At 55.4% G+C, this 13,784-nt stretch carries 12 protein-coding genes; 7 read left to right on the top strand and 5 right to left on the bottom strand.

Annotation, left to right across the window (positions count from 1 at the left end; genetic code table 11):
* Nucleotides 1-33 precede the first annotated feature (33 nt).
* Genes gspF through PHX60_RS08380 form a run of 7 tightly spaced genes read left to right on the top strand, consistent with a single transcriptional unit; the run spans nucleotide 34 to nucleotide 9,701 of the window.
* Nucleotides 34-1,263, top strand: a complete 1,230-nt coding sequence (gspF, locus tag PHX60_RS08410; protein ID WP_300076688.1) for a type II secretion system inner membrane protein GspF — start codon at nucleotides 34-36, stop codon at nucleotides 1,261-1,263.
* Complete coding sequence (locus tag PHX60_RS08405) at nucleotides 1,260-4,037, top strand: type I restriction-modification enzyme R subunit C-terminal domain-containing protein (RefSeq protein ID WP_300076686.1); 2,778 nt, start codon at nucleotides 1,260-1,262, stop codon at nucleotides 4,035-4,037. The genes gspF and PHX60_RS08405 overlap by 4 nt, the downstream gene beginning before the upstream one ends.
* The gene (locus tag PHX60_RS08400) at nucleotides 4,034-5,581 is read left to right on the top strand and encodes a restriction endonuclease subunit S (protein ID WP_300076684.1); all 1,548 of its coding nucleotides are present in this window, start codon (nucleotides 4,034-4,036) and stop codon (nucleotides 5,579-5,581) included. Before PHX60_RS08405 ends, PHX60_RS08400 begins: the two co-directional genes overlap by 4 nt.
* Nucleotides 5,571-6,761, top strand: coding sequence for an AAA family ATPase (locus tag PHX60_RS08395; RefSeq protein WP_300076682.1), 1,191 nt, complete (start codon nucleotides 5,571-5,573; stop codon nucleotides 6,759-6,761). Before PHX60_RS08400 ends, PHX60_RS08395 begins: the two co-directional genes overlap by 11 nt.
* Entirely contained in the window at nucleotides 6,761-7,342 is a 582-nt protein-coding gene (locus PHX60_RS08390) for a DUF4276 family protein (protein ID WP_300076680.1), read from the top strand. The genes PHX60_RS08395 and PHX60_RS08390 overlap by 1 nt, the downstream gene beginning before the upstream one ends.
* Nucleotides 7,339-8,802 (top strand): class I SAM-dependent DNA methyltransferase, encoded by a 1,464-nt coding sequence (locus PHX60_RS08385; RefSeq protein WP_300076678.1) that lies wholly within the window; start codon nucleotides 7,339-7,341, stop codon nucleotides 8,800-8,802. Before PHX60_RS08390 ends, PHX60_RS08385 begins: the two co-directional genes overlap by 4 nt.
* A complete protein-coding gene (locus tag PHX60_RS08380; RefSeq protein ID WP_300076677.1) occupies nucleotides 8,799-9,701 on the top strand; it encodes a 5'-nucleotidase in 903 nt (300 codons plus the stop codon). The genes PHX60_RS08385 and PHX60_RS08380 overlap by 4 nt, the downstream gene beginning before the upstream one ends.
* 27 nt (nucleotides 9,702-9,728) lie before the next feature.
* Here PHX60_RS08380 and PHX60_RS08375 read toward each other — a convergent pair whose 3' ends face one another.
* From PHX60_RS08375 to PHX60_RS08355, 5 genes are all read right to left on the bottom strand, one after another.
* Complete coding sequence (locus tag PHX60_RS08375) at nucleotides 9,729-10,166, bottom strand: hypothetical protein (protein ID WP_300076675.1); 438 nt, start codon at nucleotides 10,164-10,166, stop codon at nucleotides 9,729-9,731.
* Nucleotides 10,167-10,295: 129 nt separating this feature from the next.
* The gene (gene erpA / locus PHX60_RS08370; protein WP_300076673.1) at nucleotides 10,296-10,661 is read right to left on the bottom strand and encodes an iron-sulfur cluster insertion protein ErpA; all 366 of its coding nucleotides are present in this window, start codon (nucleotides 10,659-10,661) and stop codon (nucleotides 10,296-10,298) included.
* A gap of 176 nt (nucleotides 10,662-10,837) precedes the next feature.
* Complete coding sequence (gene rpsI / locus PHX60_RS08365; protein WP_091458539.1) at nucleotides 10,838-11,230, bottom strand: 30S ribosomal protein S9; 393 nt, start codon at nucleotides 11,228-11,230, stop codon at nucleotides 10,838-10,840.
* A 9-nt stretch (nucleotides 11,231-11,239) separates the two neighbouring features.
* Nucleotides 11,240-11,668 (bottom strand): 50S ribosomal protein L13, encoded by a 429-nt coding sequence (gene rplM / locus PHX60_RS08360; protein WP_300076669.1) that lies wholly within the window; start codon nucleotides 11,666-11,668, stop codon nucleotides 11,240-11,242.
* A gap of 194 nt (nucleotides 11,669-11,862) precedes the next feature.
* Nucleotides 11,863-13,752, bottom strand: a complete 1,890-nt coding sequence (locus tag PHX60_RS08355; RefSeq protein ID WP_300076667.1) for a serine/threonine-protein kinase — start codon at nucleotides 13,750-13,752, stop codon at nucleotides 11,863-11,865.
* Nucleotides 13,753-13,784 lie beyond the last annotated feature (32 nt).

Below are 13,784 nucleotides of genomic sequence, written 5' to 3'. Positions count from 1 at the left end.
GGCTTCACGCTGTGCTTTGAACCTCTGCTGCCTATGCCCGCTTTTTCCTTTGAAGCCCTCGATGCCCAGGGCCAAACCCGCAACGGTGTCCTAGAGGCCGATACCGCCAAAGCGGCGCGCAGCCAGTTGCGCGCCCAAGCCTTGGTGCCCTTGCGGGTGGCGCCGGTGGAGGTGGGCAGCGGCAGTGGGGGCACACTGTCGTGGAGCCAACGCTTGCTCACCCGGCCGGTGTTCGATGCCACGGGTTTGGCCGTCTGGACGCGCCAATTGGCCGGTTTGGTGGTCTCGGGCTTGCCCCTAGAGCGCGCCCTGACCGCCTTGGCCGATGAGGCCGAAGACGAGCGCTTACACCATCTGCTGGCCAATTTACGCGCCGAAGTCAATGCTGGTTCTGGCTTTGCCCGCGCCCTGCAACAACACCCGCGCGAGTTTTCTGACATCTATTGCGCCGTGATTGGTGCGGGTGAGGCCAGCGGCAGTTTAGGGCTGGTGTTAGAGCGCTTGGCCGATGATTTGGAAGAGCGCCAAGCCCTGCGCGCCAAACTGATGGGGGCGGCACTCTATCCAGCGATAGTCAGTTTACTGGCGCTGGTGATTGTGCTGTTTTTGGTCACCTATGTGGTGCCACAAGTGGCCAGCGTGTTTACCGGCAGCAAACGGGCCTTGCCCTTCCTGACGGTGGCGATGTTGGCCCTGAGCAGCGCCGTGCGCCAATACGGCTGGGTGGCCCTGCTGCTGCTGTTGTGCGGGGGCATAGGCTGGCGCTGGTTGCTCAAGGGCGAGGCTTTTCGGCAAAAAGTAGATGCCGCTTGGCTGCAATTGCCTTTGCTCGGGCGCTTGGCACGCAGCTACAACGCCGCCCGCTTTGCCAGCACCTTGGCCATGCTGGCCGGGGCGGGTGTACCTATCCTGAAAGCCTTGCAAGCCGCTGCCGAAACCCTGCACAACCGGGCCATGCGCGCCGATGCCCTAGAGGCTTTGGTGCAAGTGCGCGAGGGCGCACCGCTGGCCTCGGCCTTGGCACAGAAAAAGCGTTTTCCGGGCTTGCTGGCCATGTTTGCCCGGCTGGGCGAACAAACCGGCCAATTGCCGCTGATGCTGCAACGTGCCGCACAGCAACTGTCTGCCGAGGTGCAACGGCGCTCCATGCAGCTGGCCACCATTTTGGAGCCTTTGCTGATTGTGACAATGGGGCTGGTGGTGATGCTGATTGTGTTGGCGGTGTTATTGCCTATCATTCAAATGAATCAGTTTATTAAATGACCCCAGAAGCCAAAGCCCGTCAGTACATTGACCAAAAGCTCGAACAAGCTGGTTGGACGCTGCAAGACATGCGCCAGCTCAACCTATCCGCAGCGCATGGTGTGGCGGTGCGCGAGTTCCCCACCGATACCGGCCCAGCAGACTATGTGCTGTTTGTCCAGCGCCAAGCCGTGGGTGTGATTGAAGCCAAAAAAGACGAGGCAGGCGTGCATCTCACGGTCACAGAGGGCCAAACCCAACGCTATGCCGCCGCCAATTTGAAATGGCGCAAAGACAGCACGCCCCTGCGCTTTTTATTCGAGGCCACCGGCCAAATCATTCGCTTTACCGACAACGCCGACCCAGCCCCGCGCTCGCGCGAGATTTTCCATTTCTTCAAGCCAGAAACCTTGGCCCAATGGCAACAGCAGCCCGACACACTACGCCGCAGCTTGGGCGCAGCGATGCCACCACTGCCCACACAAAATTTACGCGATTGCCAAGTCAGTGCCATCACGGGGTTAGAAAAATCTCTGGCTTGCAACCGGCCCCGTGCTTTGGTGCATATGGCCACCGGAGCCGGTAAGACCTTTACCGCCATCACAGCGGTCTATCGCTTGCTCAAATTTGGTGGAGCCAAACGCATTTTGTTTTTGGTGGATACGCGCAACCTTGGCAAGCAAGCGCACCAAGAATTTATGGCTTACACGCCACCAGACGATGCACGCAAATTTACCGAGCTGTACAACGTGCAGCGACTGGCCTCTAGCCACATCGACCCCCATGCACAGGTGTGCATCAGCACCATCCAGCGCATGTATTCCATTTTGTCGGGCGAACCCATCGATGAATCAGCCGAAGACATCTCACTCAACGAAGTGCAGCAAACGCCTAAACAAACCAAGCAAGTCAGTTACAACCCCAGCACCCCGGTAGAAACCTTCGATTTCATCATCATTGACGAGTGCCACCGCAGCATCTACAACCTGTGGAAACAGGTGCTGGATTATTTTGATGCCTTTCTGATTGGCCTGACCGCCACGCCCGACAAACGCACCTATGGCTTTTTCAATGAAAACATTGTGGCCGAATACACCTACCAACAATCGGTGGCCGATGGTGTCAATGTGGGTTACGACGTTTATGAAATTGAAACCGAACTCAGCCAAAAAGGCAGTGTGGTGCGGCAAGGTTGGTGGATAGACCACCGCGACCGCGCCACGCGCAAAAAACGCTGGGCCGAGGCCGAAGAAAGCACCGCATACACCGGCAAAGACCTAGACCGTTCCGTGGTCAACCCCAGCCAAATCCGTAACGTCATCCAAGCCATGAAGACAGCGGTAGAAGAGGTGATTTTTCCGCAGCGCAAAGAAACCCCCAAAACGCTAATTTTTGCCAAAACCGACAGCCACGCCGACGACATCATCCAAACCGTGCGCGAAGTCTATGGCCAAGGCAACGCCTTCTGCCGCAAAGTAACCTATAACGAAAAAGATGCCGAAGGCGTGTTAGCCAGCTTCCGCAACGATTACCACCCGCGTATTGCCGTCACCGTGGACATGATTGCCACCGGCACGGATGTAAAACCACTAGAAGTATTGCTGTTTATGCGCGATGTACGCAGCAAGGGCTACTACGAGCAAATGAAAGGTCGGGGTGTACGCAGTTTGAACGCAGCGGGCCTGCAACGGGTGAGCAATAGCGCCGATAGTGCCAAAACCCGCTTTGTGTTGATAGATGCCGTAGGGGTAGAAAAATCGCTCAAAACCGAAAGCCGCCCACTAGAAAAAAAGCCCAGCACCTCGCTCAAAGACTTGTTGCAAGGCATCGCCATTGGTAGCCGTGACGATGACACCCTACTGAGCTTGGCCAATCGGCTGGTGCGTTTGGCCAAACAATTGGACGACAAAGCCCAAACCCGCATTGAGCAGGCATCGGGCGGCATGGCAGTGGCTGCTTTGGGCAAAGCCCTGATAGAAGCCTTAGACCCTGATGCCGTGGTGCAAACCGCGCTCCAATTGGCCCAAGCACAAGGCATCACACGCACCGAAGACACTTTGTTGCCCGCCGAGCTGGAGGCCGCCCGCGCCCAGCGCGTAGCCGCTGCCTGCGCCCCGTTTGACAACCCCGCACTGCGCGAAGCCTTAGAAAATGCCCGGCGTGAACACGAGCAAATCATCGACCATATCAATTTAGACCAAGTCACCTTTGCTGGCTTTTCGCAACAAGCCGAAACGCAGGCCAAGGCAGTGGTGCAAACCTTTGCCGACTACCTAGCGCAGCACAAGGATGAGATAGCGGCACTGCAATTTTTTTACCAGCAGCCCTACCAGCGCCGGGCGCTGACCTTCGACATGATTGAGGCACTGCACGAACACCTGAGCCAACCGCCGCTGATGTTGACCACAGAAAGGCTGTGGAGCGCCTATGCCCGTGTGCAAACCAGCCAAGTAAAAGGCGCAGACCGCAAACGCCAGTTGACCGATGTGGTCAGCTTGGTGCGCTTTGCTTTGGGCTTAGATGCAGAGCTAAAACCCTTTGCCGACGAAGTGGACAAGCGCTTTCAGGCTTGGATTTTTCGGCACAACGCCCAGCGCAGCACCGCCTTTACACCAGAACAAACCGCATGGCTGCGCCTGATGAAAGACCACATTGCCAGCAGTTGCAGCATCCAGCGCGATGATTTTGATTATGCAGAATTGGCCGACCAAGGCGGACTGCAAAAAGTGTGGCAATTGTTTGGCAAAGAATTGGATGGATTAATGGATGAAATGAATTGGGAGTTGGTGGCATGAGTAAATTTCATTTAATCCCGAATTCTTGGAATTGGGTCAACCTTGGAAACATTTCAGAAGTCATTACTGGCAACACTCCGCCAACATCAGATGTTAAAAATTATGGAGGGGGAATCCCATTTTTTAAACCACCGCAATTAAATGATACACCAGTTAGCCATGCCCCTGAAACTTTATCAGAATATGGTATAAAAAAAGCAAGGATTCTTCCCCCAAAATCAGTGCTTGTTTCTTGCATTGGCATACTAGGAAAGACTGCAATCACAACCAATTTAAGTGCTACAAATCAGCAGATTAATGCTGTTGTTTTTGATAAGTTTATCAACCCAGAGTATGGATTCTATTTTCTACAAACGCTTGGATCTTGGCTTAAAGCTAATTCATCAGCTACAACTGTAGCCATCATTAATAAAAGTAAATTTGAAACAGCGCCATTTCCACTGCCTCCTTTTTATGAACAAACCCGCATTGTCGCCAAACTGGAAGAACTGCTCTCCGATTTAGATGCTGGGGTGGCAGAACTCAAAGCCGCACAAAAAAAGCTGGCCCAATACCGCCAATCCCTGCTCAAAGCTGCTGTATCCGGCACACTCACCGCCGATTGGCGCTCCCAGCATCCCGCCACCGAAACTGGCGCACAACTGCTAGAACGCATCTTGCAACAACGCCGCGCCCGCTGGGAAGCCAAGCAACTGGCCAAATTCCAAGAACAAGGCAAAACCCCACCCAAAGACTGGGAAAAAAAATACCCCGAGCCAGTGCAACCCGATACCGCTGGTTTACCAGCATTGCCGCCGGGGTGGGTGTGGGCGAGTGGTGAACAGCTATGCGAGTTCATCACTAAAGGAACGACTCCACCAAAAGAATCGGCTTCTAGTGTGCAGAAGACAATTCCATTTCTGCGTGTGACCAATCTAACAGACCGTGGTGAACTTGATTTAGCAGATAAAGTATTTATATCTGCGGAGATACATCGGGGTTTCTTGGCTCGCTCAGTTGTCTATCCAAATGATGTGCTGATGAATATCGTTGGCCCCCCACTTGGGCAGGTCGCTGTCGTGCCATCAAAATTTTCTGAATGGAATATCAATCAGGCTATTGCCATATTTCGTGCAGTTGATGGGGTATTTCCTTGGTTTATCTGCCATTATTTACTATCGCCTCTGGCACAACAATGGCTGAAGGCTCGATCCAAAACAACAGCGGGGCAGACCAATTTGACGTTAGAAGTTTGTCGCAGTTTGCCGTTTCCGTTGCCCCCTCAAAATGAGCAGGAAGCGTTACTGCTTCATATTGATATGGCACTGAGTTCAATAGTAAATCAGCAGAAATCGATTGCACTCGCCCTCCAACAATCCACCGCCCAACGCCAAAATATCCTACGCGCCGCCTTTTCCGGCCAGTTAGTGCCCCAAGACCCCAACGATGAACCAGCCAGCGTGCTGCTAGAACGCATCCGCGCCGAACGGGCCGCGCAAACTGCCGTCAAAAAACCGCGTGGCCGCAAAGCCCAAACTGCCAAAGAGGCTTGCGATGAAAATTGAATCTATCCGCCTGCAAAACTTCAAGGCTTTCCGCAATGTCCATTTGAAAGACATTCCGCCTTTTTTGGTGGTGGTGGGGGCCAATGGCTCGGGCAAGTCCACACTGTTCGATGTGTTTGGTTTTTTGCACGACTGCCTGCGCGGCAATGTGCGCCAAGCCTTGGACAAGCGGGGCCGTTTTGCCGAGGTACTCAGCCGGGGCTGTGATCCGCAAAAAGACTCCATCTTGATCGAGCTGCAATACCGCATGGAAATTGCTGGGGCAAAGCGCTTAGTCACCTACTCGCTGGAGATTGGCGAGCGCCAAGGCCAGCCCGTGGTGCTGAAAGAATTGCTGCGCTACAAACGTGGCCGCCACGGTAGCCCGTACCATTTTCTGAGCTTTGCCAATGGTGAGGGCTATGCCATCACCAACGAGGAAGACTTCAAAAAACCGGACGAAGAGCTAGACCGTGAGACGCAAAAAGTCTCTCCTGACACCTTGGCTATCAAAGGGCTGGGGCAGTTTGAGCGCTTCAAAGCTGCCAACGCCTTCCGCAGCCTGATTGAAAATTGGCATGTGTCCGACTTTCATATCAGCGCCGCACGCGGGCGTAAAGATGCCTCGGGTGAAACTGAGCATCTCTCTCAAACCGGCGAAAACCTCCCGCTGGTAGCCCGCTACCTGCATGAACAACACCCGGCACTATTCGCCAACATCCTCGCCAGCATGGCACGGCGCGTGCCGGGTATCAGTGCCGTAGAACCCAAGCTGATGGACGATGGCTACCTGACGCTAAAGTTTCAAGACGGCTCGTTCAAAACCCCATTTTTAGATCGCTACGTGTCGGATGGCACCATCAAAATGTTTGCCTATTTGGTGTTATTACACGACCCCAAGCCACACCCACTGTTGTGCGTAGAAGAGCCAGAAAACCAGTTGTATCCGCATTTGATGGCCGAACTGGCCGAGGAGTTTCGTAGCTATGCCCGCCGTGGTGGGCAGGTGTTTGTTTCTACCCACTCGCCGGATTTTTTGAATGCGTTGGAGTTAGATGAAGTGTGTTGGCTAGTGAAGCAGCAGGGTTACACACGCATTCAACGGGCCAAAGACGACCGACAAATTGCGGCCTATATGGCCGAGGGCGACCAATTGGGCTACCTGTGGAAGCAAGGTTTCTTTGATGGAGTGAATCCGTAATGCGAGAGCTGGTTTTTCTGCTGGAGGAACGCTCCGCCAAGGCCATGCTGGAGTCTTTGTTGCCCCGGCTGCTGCAATCAGGCACAGGCTACCGCTTGGTTCATTTTGAAGGCAAGCAAGACCTTGAAAAGCAGCTAGTGACCAAAATCAGGGCTTACCAGAACCAGCAGGCCCGGTTTATTGTGTTGCGCGACCAAGACAGCCACCCCGACTGCATCCAACTCAAACGTCGTTTGCTGGATTTATGTGCCCAGACTACCAAAGCCGAACGCTGCTTGGTACGTTTAGCCTGTACCGAGTTAGAAACTTTTTACTTGGCCGACTTACAAGCGGTGGAAACAGCCCTCTCCGTCACCGGACTGGCACGCCAGCAGCAGTCTAAAAAATTTCGCAAACCAGATGATTTGGGCAATCCAAGCCATGAATTGAGAGCCTTGACCCGAGGCCGGTACGAAAAAGTTGCCGGATCGCGGGCCATCGGTCAGCATTTGGATTTGGACAATGAGCGCTCCCCTAGTTTTCACAATTTGGTGGCTGCCATCCGCCGTTTAGAAATCGAACTCATTAAGGATGAAGCATGAACACCTCCTCCCTCGTCCAGAAAGTCTGGAACTTTTGCCACACCCTGCGCGATGATGGCGTCGGGTACGGCGACTATTTAGAGCAGCTCACCTACCTGCTGTTTCTCAAGCTGGCGCACGAATACGCCCAAGAGCCTTACAAGCGCGACACCCGCATCCCCCCTAGCTACGATTGGCCCCATCTACGCAGCAAAACGGGCGAACCACTAGAGGCGCAATACTTGGCCACCTTGCACCGACTAGGGCAAGAACAGGGTATGTTGGGGGCTATCTTTTTCAAAGCCCAGAACAAAATCCAAGACCCGGCCAAGTTGGCGCGGCTGGTACAGCTCATTGACGAACAAAACTGGATCAGTTTGGGGGCAGACACCAAAGGCGATTTGTACGAAGGGCTGCTACAAAAGAACGCCGAAGACACCAAGAGCGGCGCAGGCCAATACTTCACCCCACGCGCACTGATTGAGGCCATCGTGGCCTGTGTGCGGCCCGAACCCATGAAAACCATTGCCGACCCGGCCTGCGGTACCGGGGGCTTCTTTTTAGGGGCCTACCATTGGTTGAACCATTCCGGCAGCAAGCTGGACAAGCGCCAAAAAGCATTTTTGCGTGACCGGACTTTTTATGGCAATGAAATTGTGGCCAATACGCGCCGTCTGTGCCTGATGAATCTGTTTTTGCACAACATTGGCGAGTTAGACGGTGAGCCTTCTGTCGAGCGTGCCGACGCGCTGATTTCGGAACCAAAAATCCAAGTGGACTATGTGCTGGCCAACCCACCGTTTGGCAAAAAGAGCAGCATGACCATCACCAACGAAGAAGGGGAAGAAGACCGCGACGCACTGACCTATGAGCGCCAAGATTTTTGGGAAACCACCTCGAACAAGCAGCTCAATTTTTTACAGCATATCGTCAGTCTGCTCAAGGTAGACGGTAAAGCAGCCGTGGTGTTGCCAGATAACGTGCTGTTTGAAGGCGGTGCCGGGGAAAAGATTCGGCACAAGCTGCTAGAGAACTGCGACGTTCACACCATCTTGCGCTTGCCCACAGGCATCTTTTATGCCCAAGGCGTCAAAGCCAACGTGGTGTTTTTTGACAACGCGCCCAAAGACGGACGGATACATACCCAAGGGGTCTGGTTTTACGATTTGCGTACCAATAAGCACTTTACGCTCAAAACGCGCCCCCTCAAGCCAGAAGACCTACAAGACTTCATTACCTGTTACCACCCAGAAAACCGCCACCAGCGCCAAGAAACCGAACGCTTCAAATACTACCGTTACGAAGACCTGATTGCCCGTGACAAGGCCAGTTTGGATATTTTCTGGCTCAAAGACGATAGCCTCGATAACTTGGACGATTTGCCTCCGCCCGATGTGCTGCAACAAGAAATCATTGACCATCTTGAAGCCGCTTTGGCCTCGTTCCGTGACGTTGCAGCCGCCTTGCCTAAATTCCAATGAGCGCATCCTTACAAAATAAGTTGGTGGTGGCCATTTCCTCACGCGCCCTGTTCGATTTTGAGGAAGAAAACACCGTTTTCGACCGCGACAACGATGCCGCCTACCGCGCCTTGCAACACCAGCGTTTAGAGGTACCTGCCTCTCCCGGTGTCGCCTTTTCTTTGGTGCGTAAATTGTTGGCCTTTAATACGCCCGAGCAGGCACGGGTCGAGGTGGTATTGCTGTCGCGCAATGACCCAGTCAGTGGCCTGCGCGTGTTCCGCTCTTGCCAAGCGCACGGCTTGCCCAGCATCCAACGGGGTGTTTTTACCCAAGGGCGCGAGCCATTTGGCTATTTGCGCCCTTTGGGCGCGCATTTATTCTTATCGGCCAACGAGGCCGATGTACGCCAAGCGCTGCATTTGGGCTACCCCGCCGCCCGCGTCTTGACCGAATCAGCCCAAGCGGGCAACGCCCATCCGCAAGAAGTACGAATTGCCTTTGATGGTGATGCCGTCTTGTTCTCGGATGAAGCCGAACGGGTATTCCAAGCGCAGGGCTTAGATGCCTTTCAGCGCCACGAAAGCGATAAAGCCGCCCAACCCCTGCCCGAAGGCCCATTCAAGCCCCTGTTGGCTGCTTTGCACCGGCTGCAACAGGCCAGCGGCAGCAGCGGGATGCGTATCCGCACCGCCCTGGTGACGGCACGCAGCGCTCCAGCGCATGAGCGCGCCATCCGTACCCTGATGGATTGGAACATTGCCGTGGACGAGGCCATGTTCTTGGGCGGCCTGCCCAAGGGCGAATTCTTGCGTGAGTTTGAACCCGATTTTTTCTTTGACGACCAAACCGGCCATGTGGCTTCGGCGGCGCGCCATGTACCCGCAGGCCATGTCAGTAGCGGCATTGCCAATGGCTAAAAAAGCTAAAAGCCCAAAAACCAAGCGCTACAAACCGCCGGTGCGTTTTACTTTGGGGTCAGAGTAGGTCAAATCAGCATCGTTTTTGGCTTGCAAGGCCATGCGCTCTTGCAGCGTCATTTTGTTGACTTCTTGCGCCAACTCAATGGCGGTGCCACTGGCACGCCACATCGACTGGATAAAGTCCAGCAATTGCTTATAGACTGGCTCGGGTCGGGGGTCTGGGGGTAGCTCTTCTACCAGCTTTTTTTCTTCGGGGGTCGTCCAGTCGCGGTTGGGGCCGTCCATATCCGAGGGCTTTTCTGGCGTTTTGACAATCGCCCCTTCGCCCAAACGGTCCATAGACTCGACTGGATTGGCTGCATTGATAGGACGCACTGGCACCGGCCCAGAGGCACCGGTGGTCGATAAATCTGCACTGAGCGTGCGCCACGAAGGAGAGCGGTCAACGGGAGGGATTTGCATAAGGATGCCCCGCAATTGTAGTCATGAACAAGCGACGGCCAGCAGCCACGCTTCTCAAGCAGACTTTGCTACCGTCTCGCCCCTTTATTACGGCAAATCAGTGCAAAAGTGAAGTGTTTTTTGCCAATTTTAAGAAAAACTGGAGCCGCAGCCACAGGTGGTGGTGGCGTTGGGGTTCTTAATCACAAACTGCGCGCCTTGCAAATCTTCTTTGTAGTCAATCTCGGCACCGACCAAATACTGGTAGCTCATGGCATCAATCAGCAGCGACACGCCATTTTTGGTCATGGTGGTATCGTCTTCGTTGGTGATTTCGTCGAAGGTAAAGCCATACTGAAACCCCGAGCAGCCACCACCCTGCACAAACACGCGCAATTTCAAATCAGGGTTGCCCTCTTCGGCGATTAAATCGGCCACCTTGGCAGCAGCGCTGTCGGTAAACAGGATGGGCGCGGGCATCTCTTCGGTTTGGGGGGCTTGGGCAACAGCAGTCATGGGAAAAATCTCCGAAATTTTGGGAACTTGCCCGAATACTACTCAAAAACAGTCGGTCATTCAGGCGGTCAGCACTTGTCGTTGGTGGGGGTAGGGGCATTGCTTGCCTGGCCAGCAAACAACAAAGCCGCCCTAGGCGAACCCTGGGCGGCTTGGATAGCAGGCAAAAAAGCGGATTAACGCTTGGAGAACTGCTTGGCGCGGCGTGCAGAACGCAGACCGACCTTTTTACGTTCGACTTCACGCGCATCGCGGGTGACGAAGCCAGCTTGGCTCAGTACCGGCTTGAGGGTGGCATCGTAGTCAATCAGGGCGCGGGTGATGCCGTGGCGGGCAGCACCGGCTTGGCCGGATTCACCACCACCATGCACGTTAATCATCACGTCGAAGGTTTCGACATGGTTGGTCAGTGCCAGCGGTTGCTTGGCAATCATGATGGAGGTTTCGCGACCAAAGTAGGACTGGATATCCTTGCCGTTGATCGTGATTTTGCCAGTGCCTTTTTTCAGGAAGACACGGGCCACGCTGGATTTGCGACGGCCAGTGCCGTTGTTCCATTCACCAATCATCTCGGCTCCTTAGATTTCCAGCACTTTGGGCTGTTGGGCGCTGTGCGGATGCTCGGCACCGCCATACACCTTCAGCTTTTTAATCATGGCGTAGCCCAGTGGGCCTTTGGGCAACATACCCTTGACAGCCTTTTCCAGTGCGCGGCCAGGGAACTTGGCTTGCAGGTCACGGAAGTTGGTGGCTGTGATGCCGCCGGGATAACCGGAGTGGCGGTAATAGACCTTGTCCAGGCTCTTGGTACCAGTGACCTTGAGCTTGGCAGCGTTGATGATGACGATGAAATCGCCGGTATCAATGTGCGGGGTGTAAATGGCTTTGTGTTTGCCGCGCAGACGGAGTGCCACTTCGCTGGCGACACGTCCGAGCACCTTATCGGTGGCGTCAATCACAAACCACTCGTGCTGCACGTCAGCGGGCTTGGCGCTGAAAGTTTTCATGCTGTAATTCTTTCGAGGGTTTGACCAGCCTGAACAGGGGCTGGTGTCCTGGGGACTCTTTTCTACGGTCGGTGTTTCTCTGAAGGAAACCTCTTAGGTAGGGTGAGCAGTGAACTGCTTTTCGTCGCGGAGTCGCGCAAGCGCTGCGAAGCCCGCGATTATATAACGCCTACCCATTTTGGTGGGTGCATTTTTTAGTTGCTGGACGAGCGCACTTCTAGTGGCTCCATCTGCCTGCGAAACTCAACACACACCGGCAAGTTAGCCAAAGCAGGCTGGCGGCATTCACTGCGTAAGCACATGCTGCGCGTCAGCGCGCTGCTGTCGGCACAGACGCTGGGGGCTGGTTTGGCCGGACTGGGGGGGCGCACGGCCACTGCGGGCGCGGGTGGCGCTGGCACTACCGGCGCAGGGGCTGGGGCGGCTGTCTCTGTGGGGCTGGGTTTGCGGCTGGGTGCTGGTTTGGGCGGTGCGGTTTGTGACAGCGCGCGCGGGTCGGTTTTTTGGACAAAGGCCGGGGTAGGCCCGGTGGGTTCCGGGGGGGGAGGTGCTGGTTCGGGTTGAGGTTCGGGTGGGGGGGCTACCGCCTCTTGCACCGGTGCTGCCACACTGGCGGTGGGGGGAGGCGCTACAAGCGCTAAAGGCGCTTTTTCGGTCATGATGATTTCTTCCACCGGGACCACGGCCTTAGCTGGGCTACGCCCTAGGTAGAACATGGCGCTGGCGGCACCAACGGCCAACGCCGCCGCAACACCCGCCCAAAGCAGCCAAGGCTGCTGGGGCGCTGCGGACGCAGTGCTGGGCGTTGCTGTTGGATGCCCTCCTGGATGCCGCGAGGGACGTTCTGGCCAACTCGATTCCAACCCTATGGATTCGGGCGAATCATTGGCAATTTGGGTTTCTGACCCATGTTGCAGCAGCAGGGTATCTGGTGCATCGTCCATCAGGATGGTATCGCCCGCATCAGCCATGCGCTGGCTAGAGGAGCTAACACTGGGCGCTGGGGCAGCCACTGGCCCCGCCGTGACGGTTTTGGCGGCAGACAAATCTACCGTGTGCGTCATGCTGGGGCTGGGCTGGTCGGTGGGTTCTACCCAAATCGCCCCCAGTGCAGCCCGAAAATCAAAGTTATCGACACCGCTTGGGGCGCTGCCCATGTCCAGCAGCTGCAAAAAGGCATCAATGTTTTGCGGCCTCTCTTGTGGCCGCAGGGCCAGCGCTTGGCTGATGGCATGGACAAAAGCGGGCGAATAATCTTGGCCAAATTGTTGCCCCACCGTGCGCGCCACACGGGCAAAAGGCACCATGCGGTCGCGGATGGCACGCAGGGTAGAAGGCTCGGGCATATCGTTGCACAAACAACCATAAACCACCGCCGCCAGCGAGTACAAATCGCTCCAGGGGCCTTGGGGCAAGTCGGGGTCACCGCTGGCGTATTGCTCAATCGGGGCGTAATTAACTTTGAGTACGGCAGTGTGTTTGCGTTCGCGGTCGTTAATGGCATGGCGGGCTGCGCCCAAATCCAGCAGCACCGGTGGGCCAGCATCTTGCAGAAAAATGTTGTCGGGTGAGATGTCGCGGTGCAAAGTGCAGCCATCGTGCAAGGTACGCAAAGCCCCCAACACCGCCCACAGCACTTGGCGCAGCCACGCTTCAGGCGGTGGGGTACGCATTTGCAACCGCGCTTGCTTAAACGTCATGCCCTTGTAGAGCGGCATCACCATGTAAGCGGTGTGGTTGGCCTCCCAGAAGCGAAACACCTTGACCAAGGAGGGGTGGTCAAACTGCGCCAACATGCGCGCTTCGCCCACAAAAGAGCGCAACCCCGCTTCAAAGGCCGACACATCATTGAGGGCGCGCACAGCCACCGATAACTCGGGGGCGCGCCCGGCCAAGGCGGCAGGCATATATTCTTTGATGGCCACGGTGCGGTGCAGCGAATGGTCAAAGGCTTGATAGACCATACCAAAGCCACCCACCCCCAGCAAGGCCACAATTTCAAATTCGCCCAAGCGTGTCCCCGGAAGCAAGGCATCCGCATGGTAGATGGCCGAGACAGGATTGCTAGGGACAGATTCGGACATAATGGGTGGCCATCAGGGGGAAAAAAGAAGCA

The sequence above is a fragment of the Giesbergeria sp. genome (assembly GCF_028686475.1).
Lineage (GTDB): Bacteria > Pseudomonadota > Gammaproteobacteria > Burkholderiales > Burkholderiaceae_C > Simplicispira.
This window is presented reverse-complemented; position numbering and strand designations above follow the sequence as displayed.

Coding starts and splice junctions, on each gene's coding strand:
- rpsI (WP_091458539.1), bottom strand. CDS start 11,230: ATGATTGGTGAATGGAACAACGGCACTGGCCGTCGCAAATCCAGCGTG.
- PHX60_RS08380 (WP_300076677.1), top strand. CDS start 8,799: ATGAGCGCATCCTTACAAAATAAGTTGGTGGTGGCCATTTCCTCACGC.
- rplM (WP_300076669.1), bottom strand. CDS start 11,668: ATGAAAACTTTCAGCGCCAAGCCCGCTGACGTGCAGCACGAGTGGTTT.
- erpA (WP_300076673.1), bottom strand. CDS start 10,661: ATGACTGCTGTTGCCCAAGCCCCCCAAACCGAAGAGATGCCCGCGCCC.
- PHX60_RS08375 (WP_300076675.1), bottom strand. CDS start 10,166: ATGCAAATCCCTCCCGTTGACCGCTCTCCTTCGTGGCGCACGCTCAGT.
- PHX60_RS08400 (WP_300076684.1), top strand. CDS start 4,034: ATGAGTAAATTTCATTTAATCCCGAATTCTTGGAATTGGGTCAACCTT.
- PHX60_RS08390 (WP_300076680.1), top strand. CDS start 6,761: ATGCGAGAGCTGGTTTTTCTGCTGGAGGAACGCTCCGCCAAGGCCATG.
- PHX60_RS08385 (WP_300076678.1), top strand. CDS start 7,339: ATGAACACCTCCTCCCTCGTCCAGAAAGTCTGGAACTTTTGCCACACC.
- PHX60_RS08405 (WP_300076686.1), top strand. CDS start 1,260: ATGACCCCAGAAGCCAAAGCCCGTCAGTACATTGACCAAAAGCTCGAA.
- PHX60_RS08355 (WP_300076667.1), bottom strand. CDS start 13,752: ATGTCCGAATCTGTCCCTAGCAATCCTGTCTCGGCCATCTACCATGCG.
- gspF (WP_300076688.1), top strand. CDS start 34: ATGCCCGCTTTTTCCTTTGAAGCCCTCGATGCCCAGGGCCAAACCCGC.
- PHX60_RS08395 (WP_300076682.1), top strand. CDS start 5,571: ATGAAAATTGAATCTATCCGCCTGCAAAACTTCAAGGCTTTCCGCAAT.